This is a genomic window from Pseudoxanthomonas sp. GW835-FHT14C01 (assembly GCF_058793715.1).
The window spans coordinates 1155495-1176084 of sequence record NZ_JBXAGB010000001.1 but is presented as its reverse complement, the minus strand read 5'-3'; the positions used below and the strand labels follow the sequence as shown (position 1 = coordinate 1176084).

The window sequence follows — 20590 nt, the reverse complement described above, 5'->3', positions numbered from 1 at the left end:
GAAATCCCCTTATGGAGCCGCCATGAACCGCACCTCCCGCCGCCTGCTGCCGCCCACCGCGCTCGCGCTGGCCGCCGCCCTGTTCGCCGGCCAGGCCATCGCGGGTCCCAAGGAAGACGAACGCGCCACCAACGCGGTGCGCGTGCTCAACGAAATCCAGCGCATCCCCGAGAACGGCATCCCCGACAAGCTTTTGGATGAAGGCCGGGCGATCGTCGTCATCCCCGATACGCTGAAAGCGGGCCTGGTGATCGGCGGCCGCCGCGGCCACGGCCTGATGTCGGTGAAGAATCCCGACGGCAGTTGGTCGCAACCGGTCTTCATCAAGCTCACCGGCGGCAGCATCGGTTTCCAGGCCGGCGTGCAGTCGTCGGACGTCGTACTGGTGTTCCGCAACGACCGTTCGCTGGACTCCATCGTCAACGGCAAGTTCACCCTCGGTGCCGATGCCGGCGTGGCCGCCGGTCCGGTCGGTCGCAACGCCAGCGCGTCCACCGATGGCCAGCTGAAGGCGGAAATCTGGTCGTGGTCGCGCGCCCGCGGCCTGTTCGCCGGCGTGGCGCTCGACGGCGCGGTGCTGCAGATCGACGACGACGCCAACACCGCCGTTTACGGCAGCGCCGCGACCCCGCGCGCGATCTTCGAGAGTCGTGCGGGCCAGCCGTCGAGTGCGGTGGTCGGCTTCCGCGACGAACTGGAGGAAGTCACCGAACTCGCCCGCGGCAACCGCGGTACCGGCGGCACCACGGCGCAGGCGACGGCCCGCGCGCCTGCACCCGCCGTTGCGCCGGTGGTCGTCGAAGCGCCTGCCCAGACGCAGGGATTCGAGCCCGTGCAGGACGGTGAAGTGCGCACCGAACCGCTGAACGGCAATCCCTGACGGAAGTAATGGGCGACGGATCGCCATCCCGGCGGTCCGCCTGCGCTATCCTGAGCGCCCCAACTTTCCTGCGAGCACACCATGGGCGGTTTGAGCATCTGGCATTGGATCATCGTGCTGGTGGTCGTATTGCTCGTCTTCGGCACCAAGCGCCTGCGCAACGCCGGCCAGGACCTGGGCGAAGCGGTCAAGGGCTTCAAGAAGGGCATGAAGGACGACGACAAGCCGACCGGGCAGTTGAACGACCAGTCGCGCACCGACGAATCCAGCGCCGCCAAAGAGCGCGACCGCGACGCCTCCTGATCGCGCGGCATCGCGGCCGCGGCCATGTTCGATATCGGTTTCAGTGAACTGCTGGTCATCGCGGTCGTCGCGCTGATCGTGCTGGGTCCCGAGCGCCTGCCCAAGGCGGCGCGCTTCGCCGGCCTGTGGGTGCGGCGCGCGCGCGCGCAATGGTATTCGGTGAAGGACGAGCTGGAACGCGAGCTCGCCTCCGAGGAGCTGAAGCGCAACCTCAAGGACGCCCAGGACGCCTTGCGCGACACCGAACAGCGTATCCGCGACAGCGCGCGGGAGACCGAACGCCAGTTCGAGGACGTGCGGCAGGCGGCGCGCGCCGATGCGGTCGCCCTGCGCGACGATGTCGAATCCGCCATCACGCCGCCCGCGCTCGCCAGACCCCCGGCGGCGGACGCTGCGGCATCCGCCGATCCCGCAATGGAAGACGAAGGCCGCCTCGCCTCGACGATCGATACGCACCATGGCGCAACGCAGGACGCGACGCCCGAGCCGGAGGCCGGCACGACCGCCGACCTGTTCCCGCCGAAGGATGCGCGATGAATCGCGGATCATCGGAACAGGAAGCAGAAAGCAGCCTGATGGAACACCTGCTGGAATTGCGCACGCGACTGATGCGCGGCCTGGCGGGTACCGCCATCATCCTGCTCGCGCTGCTGCCGTTCGTGCGACAGCTCTACGACCGACTCGCCCAGCCGCTGATTTCCCAGCTGCCCGCGGGCCAGGCCACGCAGATGATCGCCAGCGATCCGACGTCCGGGTTCTTCGCGCCGATCAAGCTGGCGTTCTTCCTCGCCCTGTTCCTCTCCTCGCCGTGGCTGCTGTTCCAGGCGTGGAGCTTCGTCGCGCCCGGCCTGTACAAGCACGAGAAGCGGCTGGCGATGCCGCTGCTGGTCTCGGCCATCGTGCTGTTCTACGCCGGCTGCGCGTTCGCGTATTTCCTGGTGCTGCCCAGCGTGTTCCACGCACTGACGGTGTTCACGCCGGACATCGTGACGCTGGCGCCGGACCCGGCGAAGTACCTGGACTTCGTGATGGTGATCTTCCTGGCCTTCGGCGTGAGCTTCGAATTGCCGGTGGCGCTGGTGATCATGGTGCTGCTGGGCTGGGTCACGCCGCAGCAGCTGCGCGAGGGCCGCGGCTACGCCATCGTCGGCGTGTTCGTCATCGCCGCGCTGATCACCCCGCCCGACGTGGTGTCGCAACTGATGCTCGCCATCCCCATGTGCCTGCTGTACGAGCTGGGCATTGTCGCCGCCGGCTGGCTGAAACCGAAGCCTGCCCCCGAAACGCCGTAATCGCGCGGCTCGGCAAGATAGTCTCGACCGCGGATGATCGCTTGTCGTAGAGCGGAGCGTGTTCCGCTGCTCTCCTGCCGACGTTGGTCGGCAGCTCAGCCGAGCAAGCTCGGCTCTACGGAACGCGGCGTCGGCGCCTGCGCCGGCGTCAGACCTCGATCCGGGACGGTGCTGACGGCGATGCGCCCGCAGCGACCGCCCCTTCACCCAGCATCTGCCGCCACGCGGCGTACGCCGCCCCGGCCAGCACCGGCATCACCAGCGCCATCAGGGTGAATTGCCACAACCCCATCGCGATGGTGCCGCCGACGGCCAGCGCCAGGATCGAGGCGACCAGCAGCGAGCCCATGCCGACGGCGAAGATGGCGATGCCGGCCAGCAGGTAGAACAGCAGCATCGCGGTCCAATTGTGCGCGCAGGCGCGCAGGCTGTTGCGCATGGCATCCACGACATGCGTGCCGGAAAACAGGATCTGCGGCGACGCGATGAACGTCATCCACTTCACCGCCACGAAGACGATGGCCACCAGCAGCAGCCACAGCAGCAGGCGACCGGCCGGCAGTCCTTCCACCAGCGACGGATCGGGCTGGCCCCCGGCGGCCGCGATGGCCTGCATCTTCTGGTAGACATCGGCCAGGTGCTGCAGTTGTTCGGTTCCTACCATCACGAACAGCAATGCACCCATCACGAGGGCGGCCAGGAGTTGCGGCAACAGCGTGGCCAGCAGTGCCGGCGCGTGGCCGTCCCGGACCGGTTGCAGCAGGTTCGACGGCTGCGCCGTGCGCCCCTGGTCCACTTCGCGCACCGCCCACAGCATGCCCGCGAAGAACAACGGCCCCGCCAGCACCAGCAGGAACTGCATCGCCAGCGTCATCGCCGGCAGCGTCACCGCCACCAGCGCCACGACCATCGACAGCAGGCCCCACAGCACGGCCAGCGTCGCCAGCGGCACCGGCGCCCGCTTCAGCAGGGCGAAGCCCGCCAGCAGCCATTCCGCGCCGGCACTGGCCGGCACCTTGTTGATCGTCGACATCGGGTTCTCTGAGGGAAGTGCAGCGGGGAATCAGCGCGCGTGCAGGCCGCGCGCATGGCGGACGAACCGCCGCAATAGTTTGCGGGCTTGCGGTGCCGCCGTCACGCTGCGGGCGATCGTGCCCGGGCAGCGGCCTTCGCTGCGCAGGTGCTCGGCCCGGGCGTGCACGTAGCCGCGCATGTGGTGGGTGGCGAATTCGGGGTGGAACTGGACGCCCCAGGCCCGGTCGCGCCAGCGGAACGCGTGACAGCCGTCCTGTTCGGACCGCGCCAGCACGGTGGCGCCTTCCGGCGGCCGCGCCACGGTCTGCACATGGGTCGCGTGGGCGGCGAACTTCAGCGGCAATGCGGAGAACAGCGGATCGTCCTGCGCGTGCGGGTGCAGGTCGATGTGGACCGTGCCGGACTCGCGCCCGGCCGGGTTGTAGGCGACTTCGCCACCGAGCGCGTGCGCCAGCAACTGGTGGCCGTAGCAGATGCCCAGCAGCGGCAGGCCTTCATGGGCGGCGTCGCGCAACCATTCGGCACTGCGCTCGCTCCAGTCGGCGCGGTCGGTAACCATCGCGGCGGAGCCGCTGACGATGACGCCGGCCAAGCCTTCGCGCGAGGGCAGCGCATCGCCGCGTTCGACGTTCGCCACGACGGTCTCGTGGGCTTCCAGTCCGGCCGCCACGCGGATCCAGTGCGGGAAGCCGCCATAACGCCGCATCGAGCGCACCGGCTGGCCGGTTTCGACGATGAGGAAGGGGGCTTTCACGGGCATATCCACGACAGTGTCGAACAGGCGAAAAGCGGCGGAAGGACAAGGGCTTGCCCGTATACTAGCCCGCTTTTCCGCAGTGCACGATAACGCGATGGCCGGACAAACCATTTCACCGGTAACCACCTTCCAGGGCCTCAGTTTCCAGGCCCTGATCCAGACCCTGAACCAGTACTGGGCCGACCAGGGCTGCGTGCTGATCCAGCCGCTGGACCTCGAAGTGGGCGCCGGCACCTTCCACCCCGCCACGTTCCTGCGCGCGCTGGGACCGGAGCCGTGGAACGCCGCCTACGTGCAGCCCAGCCGCCGCCCCACCGACGGCCGCTATGGCGAGAACCCCAACCGCCTGCAGCGTTACTACCAGTACCAAGTGGTGATGAAGCCGAACCCCGACAACATCCAGGAGCTTTACCTGGGTTCGTTGAAGGCGCTTGGCATCGATCCGCGCGTGCACGACCTGCGCTTCGTCGAGGACAACTGGGAATCGCCGACCCTCGGCGCTTGGGGCCTGGGCTGGGAAGTCTGGTTGAACGGCATGGAAGTCACCCAGTTCACCTACTTCCAGCAGGCGGGCGGCCTGGAATGCCGCCCCGTGCTGGGCGAGATCACGTACGGCCTCGAGCGTCTCTGCATGTACCTGCAGAACGTCGACAACGTCTACGACCTGGTGTGGACCGTCGGTCCGCAGGGCGTGGTGACCTACGGCGACGTCTACCATCAGAACGAGGTGGAACAGAGTACGTACAACTTTGAACACGCCGACGTCGCCGAGCTGTTCCACCGCTTCGACGCCTGCGAGAAGGAAGCGTTGAAGCTGGTCGAGGCCGGCCTGCCACTGCCCGCCTACGAGCAGGTCACCAAGGCCAGCCACAGCTTCAACCTGCTGGACGCGCGCCGCGCGATCTCGGTCACCGAGCGCCAGCGCTACATCCTGCGCGTGCGCAAGCTGGCGCAGGCGGTGGCCGAGGCCTACCACGCACAGCGCGAGAAGCTGGGCTTCCCGGGCCTGAAGCGGGACAGCGCCGCGTGATCCTGATCGGCATGTTCGATTCGCCGTTCGTGCGTCGCGTCGCCGTGGCGATGGGCCTGCACGGCGTGCCATTCGAGCACCGCGACTGGTCGGTCGGCCGCGACTTCGAGCGCATCCGCGAGTACAGCCCGCTGGGGCGCGTGCCCGTGCTGGTGCTGGACGATGGCGAAGCGCTGACCGAATCGGCGGTGATCCTCGACTGGCTGGATGGCCAGGCCGCCGACGGCGCCTCGCTATTGCCGCCTCACGGCGCGCAGCGCCGGCAGGCGTTGAAGCTGGTCGGCTATGCGACCGGCGCCGTCGAGAAGGCGCTGCTGCAGGTGATGGAGCGCGTGTTCCGTCCCGCCGAGAAAAGCCACCAGCCGTGGCTGGACCGCTGCAATGCGCAGATGCGTGGCGCACTGCAGGTGCTTGAAGCGGCCTGCTTGGACGCCGGTGACGCCGAATGGCTGGTGGGCGACCGCATCGGCCTGGCCGACATCACCTTGGCCTGCTACTGCACCTACGTGCGCGACGCGGTGCCGTTCGAGCTCGACGAATTTCCGGCATTGTCCGCGCGCCTGGCGCGCTACGAGACCTTGCCGGTGCTGAAGAAATACTACGTGCCGTTCGATGCGCCGGTGACCGGCGCCGCGGCCTCCGCGAAGGATTGAACCGATGAGCCAGACCTCCTCCCTGCTGATCGAACTCGGCACCGAAGAATTGCCGGTCAAGGCGCTGCCCGGCCTGGCGCAGGCCTTCTTCGACGGCGTGACCACCGCGATGGAAAAGCGCGGCATCGGCTTCGAGCGTGGCGACGCCAAGCCGCTGTATACGCCGCGCCGCCTGGCGGTGCTGCTGCCGGCAGTGGACGTCGAGCAGCCGGAACAGAGGTCCGAAGTGCTCGGCCCGTACCTCAACATCGCGCTGGACGCGAACGGTGCGCCGACCAAGGCGCTGGAAGGTTTCGCCGCGAAGGCCGGCATCGACTGGACGCAGCTGGAGCGCACCACCGACGGCAAGGGCGAGCGCTTCGTCCACCGCGCGGTGACGCCCGGCGCGAAGACCGCCGACCTGCTCGCCGACATCGTGCGCGAGGCGCTGGCCGGCATGCCGATCCCGAAGCCGATGCGCTGGGGCGACCACGATTACGCGTTCGCGCGGCCGGTGCACTGGCTGGTGCTGCTGCTGGGCAAGGACGTGGTGGATGCCGAGGTGCTCGGCGTGAAGTCCGACCGCATGAGCCGCGGCCACCGCTTCGAACACGACAAGCCCGTGTGGATCGGTCAGCCGGACGATTACGTGGACGCGTTGCGGAGCGCCAAGGTGCTGGTCGATGCCGACGCGCGCCGTGCGCGCATCGTCGATGAAGTGCAGAAGGCCGCGACGCAGGCCGGCGGCAGCGCGCGCATCACCGACGACAACCTGGAGCAGGTGGTCTGCCTGACCGAATGGCCGGCGGCGGTGCTGTGCAGTTTCGAATCCGCGTTCCTGGCCGTGCCGCAGGAAGCGCTGATCGAAACGATGGAGATCAACCAGAAGTTCTTCCCTGTTCTCAGCGACGGCGGCAGGCTGACCGAGCATTTCATCGGCATCGCCAACATTGAGTCGCAGAACGTGGACGAAGTCCGCAAGGGCTACGAGCGCGTGATCCGTCCACGCTTCTCCGATGCGAAGTTCTTCTTCGACGAAGACCTGAAGCAAGGCCTGGCGTCGATGGGCGACGGCCTGAAGACCGTCACTTACCAGGCCAAGCTGGGCAGCGTCGCCGACAAGGTCGCGCGGGTGGCCGCATTGGCGGAAACCATCGCGACGCAGGTCGGCGCCGATCCGGCGCAGGCGCGTCGCGCCGCCGGACTGGCGAAGAACGACCTGCAATCGCGCATGGTCAACGAGTTCCCCGAGCTGCAGGGCATCGCCGGCCGCCACTACGCCCTCGCGGCGGGCGAGCCGAAGGAGATCGCGCTGGCCATCGACGAGGCCTACCAGCCGCGCTTCGCCGGCGACGACATCGCACTGTCGCCGCTGGGCAAGGTGCTCGCGATCGCCGAGCGTCTCGATACACTCGCTGGCGGTTTCGCGGCAGGGCTGAAGCCGACCGGCAACAAGGATCCGTTTGCGCTGCGGCGGAATGCGCTGGGTCTGGCGAGGACGGTGATCGAGAGTGGGGTCAATGTCTCGATCAAGGATCTGATCAACAACGCCATCGAGGCGATCGGCCCGCTGCCGATCGGCAAGGACAACGCCTCGGCATCTGCCGATGGCAACGACCTCTACGACTTCATCCTCGACCGCCTCCGCAGCTACTACGCCGACAAGGGCGTACCGGCCGCGCATTTCAACGCTGTCGCGGAACTGAAGCCGGCCTCGCTGTACGACTTCGACACCCGCCTGGATGCCATCGGCACCTTCGCCACGCTGCCGGAAGCCGAAGCACTGGCGGCCGCCAACAAGCGCATCGGCAACATCCTGAAGAAGGCCGACATCGCCATCCCGCACGCGATCGACCGGTCGCTGCTGAACGACCCGGCCGAAAGCGCACTGGCCGAGGCGGTGGAAGCCGTGCTCGGCGAGACCGACGAAGCGCTGCACCACCACGACTACGTGACCGTGCTGAACCACCTCGCCCGCCTGCGTCCGCAGGTCGATGCGTTCTTCGACAGCGTGATGGTCAACGCCGACGATCCGGCCGTGCGCGCCAACCGCCTGGCCCTGCTCAAGCGACTCGCCGACCGTTTCCGCGCGGTGGCGGCGATCGAGCATCTGTCGGGCTGACGCCTTCGCATTGCGCCCCCTCCTCCGCTTGCGGGGGAGGGCTGGGGTGGGGGCGACCGCGATGCATGGACGGCCTGCGCAGGCATCCCGCGCGCCGTATCTCCCTCGCCCCCATCCCGACCTTCCCCCGCGTGCGGGCGAACGAGCGCATCGCGATGATCGAATGCTTCCGTGAACGATGCACCGCGTGATCGCACCCACCCTTCACCCCGCTTAACCCGCACCGGGTATCCTCCCCGCATGCGTCGATTCTCCCGCCTCGCCACCTTCGTCGTCCTGCTCGCCGCCACGGCTCCTGCCTGGGCCGCGGCCATCGTCGACAAGGTGCAGGTCGAGGGGCTCGAAGACGAACTGATGGTCGAGAACATCAACGCCGCGCTGTCGCTGAACGACTCGCTGGGCAAACGCCTGGGCGAGTCGCGGCTGGAATACCTGCTCGGCGAAGCCGTCGCCGAGACGCGCGAGGCGCTGGAGCCGTTCGGCTACTACTCGCCCACCGTCACCATCGACGCGCCGCGTATCGAAAGCGCCGGAGATGAGCGGTTGACCGTCGTCGTGCGCGTCGACCTGGGCGAGCCGGTACGGGTACGCCGGCGCGACCTGTCCATCGAGGGCGAGGGCGGCGAGGATCGCTACCTGAAGGAAGACCTGGCCGCGTTCGCGCCCAACGTCGGCGACGTCTTCGACCACACCACCTACGAGGCGAGCAAGCTGACCATCGTGCGGCGCCTGGCCGACCGTGGATACTTCGATGCCGACTTCACCCATCGCCGCGTCGAGGTCACGCGCGCCGACCACGCCGCCGACATCGCCCTGGGCTGGGTCAGCGGCATCCGCTACGACATGGGTGCCACCACCTTCCACCAGGACAAGTTCGACCCGGGCCTGCTCGACAAGCTGGTGTACTGGGAAGAAGGCAGCTACTTCCACCAGGGCAAGCTGGACCGCCTGCGCGAATCGCTGGTGGGCCTGGACTACTTCTCCAGCATCGACATCCAGGCCAATCCGGACAAGGCCGAAGACGGTCGCGTGCCGATCGACGTGAACCTGGAACTGGCCAAGCGCGACATCTACACCGCCGGCGTCAGTTACGGCACCGAGAGCGGTCCCGGTATCCGCCTGGGGCTGGACCGCCGCTACGTCAACTCGCGCGGGCACAAGCTGTCCACGTTCCTGGACTACGCGCAGAAGCGCAAGACGCTGCTGACGCAGTACCGCATCCCCGCGTTCAAGTGGCTGGACGGCTGGTACACCGTCGGCCTGCAGGCGAGCGACGAGCAGACCGACTACATCGACCTGCGCCACGTCGAGTTCACCGGCAGCCGCAGCGGCCAGGTCAGCGAGGACTGGACGGCGGTGGCGTCGATCCACGCGCTGCGCGAGCGTTGGCGCTACGTCGAGGACGATCCGCTCACCGGGCTGCCCGACACCACGGTGGAATACGCCACGTTCACCTACCCCTCGCTGCGCGCCGACTACACCAACTCGCCGGTCGGCTCGAACCGTCCGGACCAGCTGGCCGGCTCCATCCTGCTGCGCGGCGGCGTGGACGGCGCGGGCTCGGACGCCAACTTCCTGCAGTTCCACATGCGCGCGCGCTGGTCGCAGCGCTACAAGACGAACAGCGCGCTGATCGTGCGCGGCGAGTACGGCCACACCTTCACCAGTTCGCTGGTGGCGATGCCCCCTTCGCTGCGCTTCTTCGCCGGCGGCGACCGCAGCATCCGCGGCTACGCGTGGCGTGAAGTCGGTCCGCGCCGCGGCGACTACGCACTGGGCGCGAAGAACGTGCTGACCAGCAGCGTCGAATACGAGTTCTATCCGAAGGGCGGTCCGTATGGCGGCGCGGTGTTCGTCGACACCGGCAGTGCCTTCGATGGCACCCGCCCCGATCTCAGCACCGGCATCGGCGTCGGCCTGCGCTGGCGCTCGCCGGTGGGTCCGGTGCGCCTGGACGTCGCGCACGGCCTGAACGACCCGGATTCCAGCTTCCAGATCTACCTCAACATCGGGACGGATCTGTGAGGAAGCACAAGCTGCCCGACGACCTGACGCCGGAAGAGCGCGAAGCGCGCATCGCCGAACTGCGTGCGCGCCGCAAGGCGCGCATGCGCACGCTGGCGATCCGCAGTGCGATCGGCACCGGCGTACTGACCGTGCTCCTGTGCATCGGCCTGTACTGGCTGCTGCAGACCGTCGCCGGCCGCGACGTGCTGCTGGCGCAGATCAAGGCGCGGCTGCCGGCGGACGCCTCGCTCGAGTACCGCGAAGTCGAAGGACCGATCGCCGGCCCACTGACGTTGCGCGGCGTGGTCTTCCGCTGGGACGCGATCCGCTTCACGGCCGACGAGGTCTACCTGGAACCGGACCTGCGCCCGTTGCTCGGCAAGCGACTGCGGCTGGACGTGCTGAAGCTGCGCGGCGCGATGCTCGACGTGCCCGAAAGCGACGAGCCGTTCGAACTGCCGCACTGGCCGGACGTGCTGCCGCAGATCGAGATGCCGTTGGCGATCCAGGCCGATGCGCTGGAGATCGATCGGTTCCTGATCCGCCAGGGCGGACAGCCCGTCATCGACATTGCGCGCGCGACCGGCGCCATCGATATCGGCAACGGCTACGTGCATGCCGAGAAACTGGCGATCGCCAGCGACCGCGGCGCGTTCGGCGTGCACGGCAGCTATGCCCCGCGCGACGGCTATGCCACCGACCTCACGGCGACCGGCGTGTTCCCCGCCTCGCTGGGGCGCACGCCGGCGCGCATCGGGCTGGTGGCCCGCGGCAACCGCGCCCGCATGAACGTCGGCGTGTCCGGTGCCGCGCCGGCGCCGGTGCGCGCCACGCTCACGCTCCGTGGCGAAACCCGTCCGACCTGGAACTTCGCCGCGAAGACCGAGGCGCTGGACCTGTCGCTGCTCGGCGTGATGGACGACAGCACGCCGGTCGCCTTCGATCTGGTCGCCAAGGGCGCCGGTGGCGCAGCGGACCTGCGGGGCAGCGTGCAGCAGGGCGACATCGCGGTCGTCATCGAGCCCTCGCATGCGCGCATCGACGGCGAAGTGCTGACGGTGGAACCCTTGGCGATCCGTGCGTTCGACGGGTACGCCTCGCTGCGGGGCCGTGCAGACTTCACCGTGCCGGAGAATCCCGAGTTCCGTTTCGCGGTCAACGCGCGTGGACTGCGCTGGGGCACCGAGGCGGACAGCATGATCGGCGCCGAAGGCGACTTCGGCGTCGCCGGCAAGCTCGAAGCCTGGGCCGCCGTCGGCAAGGCCACGCTGACCCGCGGCGACGACAGCGCGGTGCTGGAGTTCGACGGCAGCGGCAACGCCGGACGCGCGCAACTGAAGACCCTGCGCGCCATCATGCCTACCGGCACGCTCGATGCGACCGGCACGGTCGGCTGGTCGCCGGTGCTGGACTGGGATGTCACCGCGACGCTGGCGGGCTTCGATCCCGGCTATTTCGCGGCCGGATGGAAGGGCAACGTCTCCGGCAACCTGGCCTCGAAGGGACGCCAGCGCGAAGATGGCCAGTTCCAGGGCACGCTGGACGTACCGAAGCTCACCGGTCGCCTGCGCGATCGCGCGCTGGATGCGCGCGGTGCGTTCGCGCTGGACGGCAACAACGGCTCGGGCGATCTCGCCCTGTCGCTCGGCGGCAGCCGCGTGACGGCAAAAGGCAAGGTCGGCGACACGCTCGATGTGGATGCCGCGTTCAGTCCGCTCAACCTGGCGGACCTGCTGCCCGATGCCAGCGGCACGCTCGCCGGCACGGTCAACCTCACCGGCGCACGCACCGCACCGAACATCGATGCCGACCTCGGCGGCGAGAACCTGCGCTGGAACGACTGGAGCGCCGGTGCGCTCAGCCTGCGCGGTCGCCTGCCGTGGCGCAGCGGTGATGGCAGCCTCGCCCTGCAGGGGCGTGCGGTGGACGTCGGCATGGTGCTGGACACCGTTACCGTCAACGCACGGGGCGCCGTGGAAGACCTTCGCGTCGAGGGCGATGCGCGCAATGCGATGGGCGCGATCACGCTGTCGGGCAGCGCCGAGAAGCGCGGCGCCAACTGGCAGGGTACCCTCGACGCCCTGCGCGTCGCCCCGTCGAAGGGGAATCCGTGGACGCTGCGGCAACCCGCGCGCTACGCGCAGAACGGCACCAACTGGACGCTGTCGGAAAGCTGCCTCGGCTCGGACATCGGGGGCGCGTTGTGCGCCAGCGCCAACTGGCCACGGCAGGGGCTGGAAGTCCGCGGCGAAGCCCTGTCGCTAGCGCTGGTGCAGCCCTGGTTGCCGCCGGCCGACGGCCGTCCGTTGACGCTGCGCGGCGAGTTCACGCTGGACGCGACGCTGCGCCCGGCCGGCAACGCCTGGCAAGGCGAGGTGCACCTCGCTTCACTCGATGGTGGCCTGAAGATGGGCACCACCGCGCGCGGCGAGATCATCCGCTACGACAACTTCACCCTCGACGTCGATTTCACTCCGCAACGCATCCAGGGGCGCCTGGGCACCGGCTTCAAGGGCGACGGTTACGTCGATGCGACGTTCAACACCGGCTGGGATGCGTTCGCGCCGCTGAAGGGCGACCTGTACTTCCACAACTCCCGCCTGTTCTGGATGGAGCTGTTCTCGCCCGATCTGGTGCGTCCGCAGGGCAAGCTGGCCGGCCACATCGGCGTCGCCGGCACGCGCGGGCGTCCGCTGCTGAGCGGCGAAGCGACACTTACCGAGTTCAGCGGCGAACTGCCCGCGCTCGGCGTGTCGCTGGCCGACGGTGGTGCCGAACTGGTTGCGCTGTCCGATGGCAGCGCGCGCATCGCCGGCAGCATGAAGACGGTCTCGTCCACCGGCGGCACCGGCACCGGCGGCGTGCTCAACGTGACCGGCACGCTGGGCTGGAACAACGACACCACGCCGCTGCAGTTCCAGGTCCGCGGCGACAACGTGCTCGTATCCGACACGACCGACCTGCGTGCGGTCGCATCGCCGAACCTGCAGGTGGGCTTCGCCGACAACACTATCCAGGTGCGCGGCGAGGTCGGCATCCCGTCGGCGACGATCGACGTGGAGAAGCTCGACGACGGCGTGTCCGCGTCGGAAGACGTGGTGATCCTCGACCCCGTCGATCCGGAGCGCGCGCCCAGTTCGCGACTGGACCTGGATCTCGCCCTGAAGGTCGGCGATCAGGTCCAGCTGAAGGGCTACGGTCTGGAAGGCACGCTGGCCGGCACGATGCACGTGCGCTCGCAACCGGGCCGCGAAATGCTGGCGACCGGCCGGCTCGACGTGGACGGCCGCTACGAAGCCTATGGGCAGAAGCTGCGCATTACCCGCGGCGAACTGACATGGAGCAACAACGCCGTTTCCGATCCGCGCATCAACATCCGCGCCGAACGCGAGGTGGTCAGCGCCGGCGTCACCGCCGGCATCGACGTCACCGGCCGCGCCAGCCAGCCGCGCGCACGCGTCTGGTCGAATCCGTCCATGTCCGAGTCCGAAGCCCTCGCCTACTTGGTGCTGGGCCGCTCGCTCAACACTGCGAGCAGCGACGAAAGCCAGCGCATCAATGCGGCCTCGTCCGCGCTCGGCGCCGGCGCCGGCCTGCTGGCTTCGCAGCTGGGCGCGAAGATCGGCCTGGACGACGCCGGCGTGCTGGAGTCGCGCACGCTGGGAGGCTCGGTGTTCGGCGTCGGCAAGTACCTGTCGCCGAAGCTGTACGTCAGTTACGGCGTGTCGATGGTCGGCTCCGGCTCGGCAGTCACGCTGAAGTACCTGCTGCGCAAGGGCTTCGACGTCGAAATCGAGTCGAGCACCACCGAGACGCGCGGCTCCATCAACTGGCGCAAGGAAAAGTAGCCGTGCCGCCGTCGCTGACGGCACGGCGTCTGTACGCACAGTGCATCAGCACGCCCGTCGCGGCCTCGCCCACCGATGCGGTGCGGCACATGACCGCGATGCAGGCGCAGGACTACCCTGCCGCCCTGTGGGCGGTCGGCCTGCGGACGAAGGAGGCGACGCTCGCGCAGGTCGAGGACGCCATCGTGCGCGGCGAGATCGTCCGCACCTGGCCGATGCGCGGCACCCTGCACCTGGTGGCGCGCGACGACATACGCTGGATGGTCGCGCTGCTGGCGCCACGCGTGCAGGCCGCGAACGCTGCCCGCCTCGCACGCGACCTCGGCCTGGATGCGTCGACCCTCGCACGCGGCCGACGCGTCGTGGAGCGCACCCTGGCGTCGGGCGCACCGGTCGCACGCGCCGAACTGTATGCGCGCCTGGACGCGGCCGGCATCGCCAGCGCGCATCAGCGCGGGCTGCACTTGTTGAACTGGCTGGCGCACGAGAGCGTGATCTGCCAAGGGCCTCGGCAGGGCAAGCAGCCCACGTTCGTGCTGATGGATGCCTGGGTACCCGCGAGTGCATCGCTCTCCCGAGACGAGGCGCTGCACCGGCTGGCGCTGCGCTACCTGCAGGGCCATGGACCCGCCACCACCGCCGACCTGGCGTGGTGGTCGGGACTGACGCAGAAGGATGCGCTGCACGCACTGGCGCTGGCCGCACCGGAACTGGAGCAGGAATCGCATGACGGCACGACGTGGTGGTCGCGTGCCGGCACGCCGGCGGTCCCGACATCATCGCGCGCGATCCACCTGCTGCCGGCCTTCGACGAATACCTGATCGGTTACCGCGAACGCAGCCCGGTGCTGGATGCCGCACTCATGCGGCGCGTATTCAGCGTCAACGGACTGGTGGCCCCCACGGTGATCGTCGACGGCCGAGTGGCGGCAACATGGAAGCGCGGCAGTGCGGCTGACGGCGACGTCGCACTCGATCCCTTGCGCGTGCTGGAAGATGTCGAACGCGCCGGCATCCTCCGTGCCGCGCAGCGCTGGCGACGCTTCCTCGGCGACGCTCGCTGAGGACGTGGCACCGCTGTCGTTGCCGCATCGCGGCCGGCCCGATATCGTCACCGTCTTCCTCGTTTCTGCTGGATGCTGACCATGCGCCGCCGACGTTCGACATCCGCCCTCGCCCTGGGCGTGGCCCTGTCCCTGCCCGCCCACGCCGACGAAGGCATGTGGATGCCGTCGCAACTGCCGCAGCTGGCCGAAACGCTGCGCGATGCAGGCTTCAAGGGCGATCCCGGGACACTGGCCGACGTCACTGCCGCGCCGCTGAGCGCCGTGGTGCGCGCGGGTGGCGGCACCGGCGCGTTCGTGTCGCCGGACGGCCTGATCCTGACCAACCACCACGTCGCCTATGGCGTGATCCAGTACAACAGCAAGCCCGGCCACAATCTGATCGACGACGGCTTCATTTCGACCGACCGCTCCGGCGAACTGCCGGCGAACCCGGATTTCCGCGTGCTGGTCACGGTGGGCTACGACAAGGTCACCGACACGGTGCTGCAGGAGACCGCCGGCAAGACCGGTCGCGACTACTTCGATGCGGTGGACCGCGCCAGCAAGGCCATCGTCGCCGACTGCGAAGCGAAGGGGGGCGTGCGCTGCAGCGTCGCCAACATGTACTACGGCACCGACTTCTACCGCATCACCCAGCTGGAGCTGCGCGACATCCGCCTCGTCTACGCGCCACCACGCGCGATCGGGAACTACGGCGACGAGATCGACAATTTCATGTGGCCGCGCCATACCGGCGACTTCACCCTGTTGCGCGCCTACATCGGCAAGGACGGCAAGCCCGCGCCCTACAGCCCCGACAACGTACCGTACGCCGCGCCAGCGCACCTCGCATTCGCCAAGGACGGCCCGAAGGCCGGCGATTACGCGATGCTGGCCGGCTATCCCGGCGTCACCTTCCGCCACCGCACCGCCGCCGAGTTCGAGGAACAGGTCAACTGGACGCTGCCGACGCGCGTGGCGGTGTTCGACCAGCTGATCGAGGTGGTGGAAGCCGCCGGCGCGGACGATGCCGACGCGAAGACGCGCTACGCCGCGCAACTGCAGTCGCTGAAGAACCAGCGCAAGCGCGCCGCCGGTGAGCTGGAAGGCCTGCGCCGCAGCGATGCGGTGCGTCTGCGTGCCGAGGACGAGCGCGGCATGCTGGCCACCGACGCCGCGACGAAGGAACGCGCCGACATCGACGCGCTGGCCGCAACGATCGCCAGCGGCTCGGCGGTGCGCGAGCGCGAGCTGTTGCTGAACCTGTTCGGCGCACAGTCGCAGCTGATGCGTGCCGCGATCACCCTGGAGCGCCTGCGCGTGGAGTCGATGAAGCCGGACGCCGAGCGAGAGAGCGGCTACCAGATGCGCGACCACGCCATGATCGAGGGCATCCTGAAACAGGTGCAGCGCCGCTATGCGCCCGGCGTCGAGAAGGCGCTGCTGACCGTCCTGCTGACCCGCTACCAGCAGTTGCCGGACGTCCAGCGGCTGCCGGCCTTCGATGCCGCCTTCGGACGCACGCCTGCATCGCTGCAGCAGTCGCTCGACACGCTGTACGCGGGCACGAAACTCGGCGACGAGACCGAGCGCCTGTCGCGCTTCGCTGCCGCACGCGAGGGCAAGCCCGTCGCCGCCGATCCGTTGATCGACCTGACCGTGAAACTGGTTCCCACGCAGCTGGCGCTGGAGCAGGAACGCAAGACACGCGACGGCGAACAACTTCGCCTGCGTCCCGCCTACATGCGCGCGCTGTTCGCTTGGCGCACGCAGCAGGGTCGGGCGCTCTATCCCGACGCCAACGGGACGTTGCGCGTCAGCTTCGGCAAGGTCGACGGCTTTTCGCCACGCGACGGCGTGCAATACACGCCGGTGACCACGGTGGCCGGCATCGTCGAGAAGAACACCGGCGCGGCGCCGTTCGATGCGCCGACGCCGCTGCTGGACGCCATCGCGACGGGCGATTTCACCGGCACCGAAGATCCGGCACTGAAGACGCAGACGGTCAACTTCCTGACCAACCTCGACACCACCGGCGGCAACTCCGGCTCGCCCGTGCTCAACGCGCGAGGTGAGCTGATCGGCCTGAACTTCGACAGCAACTGGGAATCCGTCAGCGCCAGCTGGATGTTCGACCCGCGCTACAAGCGCGCCGTCCACGTCGACATGCGCTACCTGCGCTGGCTGATGGCCAAAGTGTATCCGGCGCCGCACCTGCTGAAGGAAATGGGCGCACAGTGACGCCCGGCGACGACCCGCGTCCGATCGCACCCGAGCCGCCGCTGCCCAGCGACTGCTGCAACAGCGGCTGCCCGATCTGCGTACACGACCTGTATGCGGAACAGCTGCAGCACTATCGCGAGCAGTTGGCGGCGTGGATGGAACGGCATCCCGAACGTTCACTGTAGGAGCGACGTCAGTCGCGACCGCCGATTTCCTGCGGCAGCGAACCGTCGACAGCCGGTGGATGGGATGTCGTAGGTCGGAAGACGTGCGGTCGCGACTGACGTCGCTCCTACAGAGGCGGCAACGGCGGCTTACGCCACCCGCGTACGCCGCGCGCGCTCCAGGTGCACCAGCAGCAGCGAGATGGCGGCGGGCGTCATGCCGGGGATACGCTGCGCCTGGCCGACAGTCTCGGGCTGCACGCGGTCGAGCTTCTGCTGCACTTCGGCCGACAGGCCGCGCACGCTGGCGAAATCGAAACCGGCCGGGATCGGCGTGGACTCGTTGCGCTGCTGGCGCTCGATCTCGTCGCGCTGGCGATCGAGGTAGCCGGCGTACTTCACGCCGATCTCCACCTGCTCGGCGACCTGTGCATCGTCCACGCCGGGGCCGATCGACGGCACGGCGACCAGCTTCGCGTAATCCAGTTCCGGACGCTTGATCAGGTCGAGCACGTTGGTCTCGCGGCTGACCTGCACGCCGAGCGTGTCGGCGACCTCGCGGCCCAGCGCGTTCGCCGGCGTGGCCCACAGGGCGCGCAGGCGGCCGGTTTCGCGCGCGATGGCCTCGCGCTTCGCTTCGAAGCGCTGCCAGCGCGCATCGTCGACCAAGCCCAGCGAGCGGCCGGTCTCGGTCAGACGCAGGTCGGCATTGTCCTCGCGTAGCTGCAGCCGGTATTCGGCGCGGCTGGTGAACATCCGGTACGGCTCCTTGGTGCCATGCGTGATCAGATCGTCGACCAGCACGCCGAGGTAGGCTTCGTCGCGACGCGGCGACCACGCGTCCTTCTGCTGCACGAACCGCGCCGCGTTGAGGCCCGCGAGCAGGCCCTGCGCCGCCGCTTCCTCGTATCCGGTGGTGCCGTTGATCTGGCCAGCGAAGAACAAGCCGGCGACGGCCTTCGTTTCCAGCGACGCCTTCAGTCCGCGTGGATCGAAGAAGTCGTACTCGATGGCATAGCCGGGACGGGTGATGTGTGCGTTCTCCATGCCGCGGATGCTGCGCACCAGTGCCAGCTGCACGTCGAACGGCAGCGAGGTGGAGATGCCGTTCGGATAGATCTCGGCGACGTCGAGGCCTTCGGGCTCGACGAAGATCTGGTGGCTGGCCTTTTCGGCGAAACGCACCACCTTGTCCTCGATCGACGGGCAGTAGCGGGGACCGATGCCTTCGATCTGGCCGGAGTACATCGGCGAGCGGTGCAGCGCACCACGGATGATCTCGTGGGTTTGCTCGCTGGTGTGGGTGATCCAGCACGACACCTGGCGCGGATGATCGGCCACGCTGCCCATGAACGACATCACCGGCAGCGGATCGTCGCCGGGCTGCTCTTCCATCACGCTGTAGTCGAGCGAACGCCCGTCGATGCGCGGCGGCGTGCCGGTCTTCAGGCGATCGACCACGAAGGCGCCTTCGCGCAGGCGCTGGGCCAATGCGGTCGCCGGCGGATCGCCGGCACGACCGGCGGGGTATTGCGTTTCGCCGACATGGATCTTGCCGGCAAGGAAGGTGCCCGCCGTCAACACGACAGCTGGCGCGTGGAACGTCAGGCCGGTCTGCGTGATCGCGCCGCGGATGGCGCCGTTCTCGATGACCAGGTCATCGACGGCGGCCTGGAACAGCGTCAGGTTCGGCTGCGCTTCCACCGCATGCCGGATGGCGCTGCGGTACAGCGCGCGATCGGCCTGGCAGCGCGTCGCGCGCACCGCCGGGCCCTTCGAGGCATTGAGCGTGCGCCACTGGATGCCGGCACGATCCGCCGCCCACGCCATCACGCCACCCAGCGCGTCAATCTCCTTGACCAGATGGCCCTTGCCGATGCCGCCGATGGCCGGGTTGCAGCTCATCGCGCCCACGGTTTCCACGTTGTGCGTCAGCAGCAGCGTGCGCGCACCGGCGCGCGCGGAGGCCAGCGCGGCCTCGGTGCCGGCGTGGCCGCCGCCGATGATGATGACGTCGTAGTGGTGGAAGCTGGAGCTCATGGTCTGGGTCCGGTAGCAAAGGCCGGTGGGCGTTGGGCCGGTGCGGGAAGACGGGATGCGCATGGCGACCCGGCAAAGTTGGCACGCTTCCTGCTCTATTCCCATGCACCCGTCGTGGCAAGCGACCAGGGGCGCCGGGTTGGTAATTGGAACAGGGGCCAGCCATGCGCACGCCGGGGATGCCGGGGGCCGGTAGTCGGGGGACTACCGGCCCCTTTTTTGTGCGCGCAGGATACCAGAGCAAGAAAAAAGCCCGGCAAAGCCGGGCTTTTTGTTGGGTGCCGACGCCCGATGGGGCCGGAACAGGGGGGATCCAGATTTCCCCACCGGACGTCGACATTGAACCTTTAATTGCCGCTTACGTCAGAAAGCGACGCAACCGGTCAATCCAGGTTCGCAACCGCGTCAGCGGTGGAGGACAGGCGACGGACGGCGCCGCCGCGCGACCGCATTACCGCTCGAGTTCGCGCGTGCCGCCGTTGTCGCGCGGCGTGGCACGCGGCGGCGGAACGGGACGCTCCATGCGCTGGGGCGGCGCGGACCGTTCGGCACGCGGGGGTGGCGCCGCCCTTTCCATCCGCTGCGGGCGTTCGGCGGATCGCGGCATGGACGGAGACGGCATCACGCGCGGCGGCTGGTACCCGCCTTCACCCACACGGGGCTGGCTCGGTGCAGGCGCGACCTGGCCCGGACGACCCGGGATCATGGGCTGCGACCCACCCTCGCGCCAGCGGCCAGTCGGATCGCGCCACGGCGGCGGACGATTGCCACCCCCGCTGGTCGGCGGGGGACGGGGAGGCGGGTTGTCGTCACCCGGGCGTGGGGGACGGGGAGGACGCGGCGGGTAGTACGGGTAATGCGAGCCGTAATATCCGTAGTACGGATATCCGTAGTAATTGTTGTACCGGTAAGGTCCGCCGTACCCGTAACCATAGCTGCCATATACGCTGCCACCGTAGTAGCCGCCATACGGATCGTAGTACTGCGTGCTCGGCCGGCCGTGGTAGTAGCCGCCAGGGGCGGTATCGCCGACGTAGTCGTAGGTCGCACAGCCGCCCAGCGCCAGGCTGGCGAAGGCGATGGTCAAAAGAGATGAGCGCTTCATGGCGGAACCCCCGTTACTGTGCAGGGGCAGGATCGGCCCGGGGCATTGAATCCGTGCTTAACCCTGCCGGTACGGGTGGATCGGCGACCACCTGGCTGGCTGAGGT

General features: G+C 68.6%; 16 protein-coding genes. 12 read left to right on the top strand and 4 right to left on the bottom strand.

The annotated features are described in order from the left end of the window. Positions 1-22: 22 nt before the first annotated feature. The 4 genes from AC1Q5B_RS05105 to tatC all read left to right on the top strand — a co-directional run bounded on the left by AC1Q5B_RS05105 (position 23) and on the right by tatC (position 2475). Positions 23-880 carry a lipid-binding SYLF domain-containing protein gene (locus AC1Q5B_RS05105; protein ID WP_492630637.1) on the top strand — a complete coding sequence of 286 codons (858 nt, stop codon included), beginning with the start codon at positions 23-25 and terminating at the stop codon, positions 878-880. Positions 881-961: 81 nt separating this feature from the next. Further along, entirely contained in the window at positions 962-1183 is a 222-nt protein-coding gene (gene tatA / locus AC1Q5B_RS05100) for a Sec-independent protein translocase subunit TatA (RefSeq protein WP_492630636.1), read from the top strand. Positions 1184-1207: 24 nt separating this feature from the next. Next, on the top strand, positions 1208-1720 hold the full coding sequence (gene tatB / locus AC1Q5B_RS05095; RefSeq protein ID WP_492630635.1) for a Sec-independent protein translocase protein TatB: 513 nt from the start codon (positions 1208-1210) through the stop codon (positions 1718-1720). Then, on the top strand, positions 1717-2475 hold the full coding sequence (gene tatC, locus AC1Q5B_RS05090; protein WP_492630634.1) for a twin-arginine translocase subunit TatC: 759 nt from the start codon (positions 1717-1719) through the stop codon (positions 2473-2475). Before tatB ends, tatC begins: the two co-directional genes overlap by 4 nt. Positions 2476-2623: 148 nt before the next feature. Here tatC and AC1Q5B_RS05085 read toward each other — a convergent pair whose 3' ends face one another. Together AC1Q5B_RS05085 and AC1Q5B_RS05080 are read right to left on the bottom strand one after the other, a co-directional pair. Continuing rightward, positions 2624-3508 (bottom strand): BPSS1780 family membrane protein, encoded by an 885-nt coding sequence (locus AC1Q5B_RS05085; protein WP_492630633.1) that lies wholly within the window; start codon positions 3506-3508, stop codon positions 2624-2626. 30 nt (positions 3509-3538) lie between these two features. After that, entirely contained in the window at positions 3539-4270 is a 732-nt protein-coding gene (locus AC1Q5B_RS05080) for a glutamine amidotransferase (RefSeq protein ID WP_492630950.1), read from the bottom strand. Positions 4271-4361: 91 nt separating this feature from the next. On the opposite strand from AC1Q5B_RS05080, the gene glyQ reads away from it, so the two are divergent. The 8 genes from glyQ to AC1Q5B_RS05040 all read left to right on the top strand — a co-directional run bounded on the left by glyQ (position 4362) and on the right by AC1Q5B_RS05040 (position 17360). Further along, entirely contained in the window at positions 4362-5297 is a 936-nt protein-coding gene (gene glyQ / locus AC1Q5B_RS05075; RefSeq protein ID WP_492630632.1) for a glycine--tRNA ligase subunit alpha, read from the top strand. Further along, positions 5294-5950, top strand: coding sequence for a glutathione S-transferase family protein (locus tag AC1Q5B_RS05070; protein ID WP_492630631.1), 657 nt, complete (start codon positions 5294-5296; stop codon positions 5948-5950). The genes glyQ and AC1Q5B_RS05070 overlap by 4 nt, the downstream gene beginning before the upstream one ends. A 4-nt stretch (positions 5951-5954) precedes the next feature. Further along, a complete protein-coding gene (gene glyS / locus AC1Q5B_RS05065) occupies positions 5955-8051 on the top strand; it encodes a glycine--tRNA ligase subunit beta (protein ID WP_492630630.1) in 2097 nt (698 codons plus the stop codon). Between the two features lie 240 nt (positions 8052-8291). After that, positions 8292-10076: an autotransporter assembly complex protein TamA gene (locus tag AC1Q5B_RS05060; protein WP_492630629.1), complete on the top strand. Its 1785-nt coding sequence runs from the start codon at positions 8292-8294 to the stop codon at positions 10074-10076. Positions 10077-10159: 83 nt separating this feature from the next. Next, the gene (locus AC1Q5B_RS05055; protein WP_492630949.1) at positions 10160-13906 is read left to right on the top strand and encodes a translocation/assembly module TamB domain-containing protein; all 3747 of its coding nucleotides are present in this window, start codon (positions 10160-10162) and stop codon (positions 13904-13906) included. Positions 13907-13908: 2 nt separating this feature from the next. Next, the gene (locus AC1Q5B_RS05050; RefSeq protein WP_492630628.1) at positions 13909-14970 is read left to right on the top strand and encodes a winged helix DNA-binding domain-containing protein; all 1062 of its coding nucleotides are present in this window, start codon (positions 13909-13911) and stop codon (positions 14968-14970) included. Between the two features lie 81 nt (positions 14971-15051). Next, positions 15052-17193 (top strand): S46 family peptidase, encoded by a 2142-nt coding sequence (locus AC1Q5B_RS05045; protein ID WP_492630627.1) that lies wholly within the window; start codon positions 15052-15054, stop codon positions 17191-17193. Further along, positions 17190-17360: an oxidoreductase-like domain-containing protein gene (locus tag AC1Q5B_RS05040; protein ID WP_492630626.1), complete on the top strand. Its 171-nt coding sequence runs from the start codon at positions 17190-17192 to the stop codon at positions 17358-17360. Before AC1Q5B_RS05045 ends, AC1Q5B_RS05040 begins: the two co-directional genes overlap by 4 nt. Before the next feature lie 129 nt (positions 17361-17489). Here AC1Q5B_RS05040 and mnmG read toward each other — a convergent pair whose 3' ends face one another. Both mnmG and AC1Q5B_RS05030 read right to left on the bottom strand, forming a co-directional pair. Then, a complete protein-coding gene (mnmG, locus tag AC1Q5B_RS05035) occupies positions 17490-19379 on the bottom strand; it encodes a tRNA uridine-5-carboxymethylaminomethyl(34) synthesis enzyme MnmG (RefSeq protein WP_492630625.1) in 1890 nt (629 codons plus the stop codon). Positions 19380-19830: 451 nt separating this feature from the next. Continuing rightward, positions 19831-20484: a hypothetical protein gene (locus AC1Q5B_RS05030; protein WP_492630624.1), complete on the bottom strand. Its 654-nt coding sequence runs from the start codon at positions 20482-20484 to the stop codon at positions 19831-19833. Positions 20485-20590: the final 106 nt, after the last annotated feature.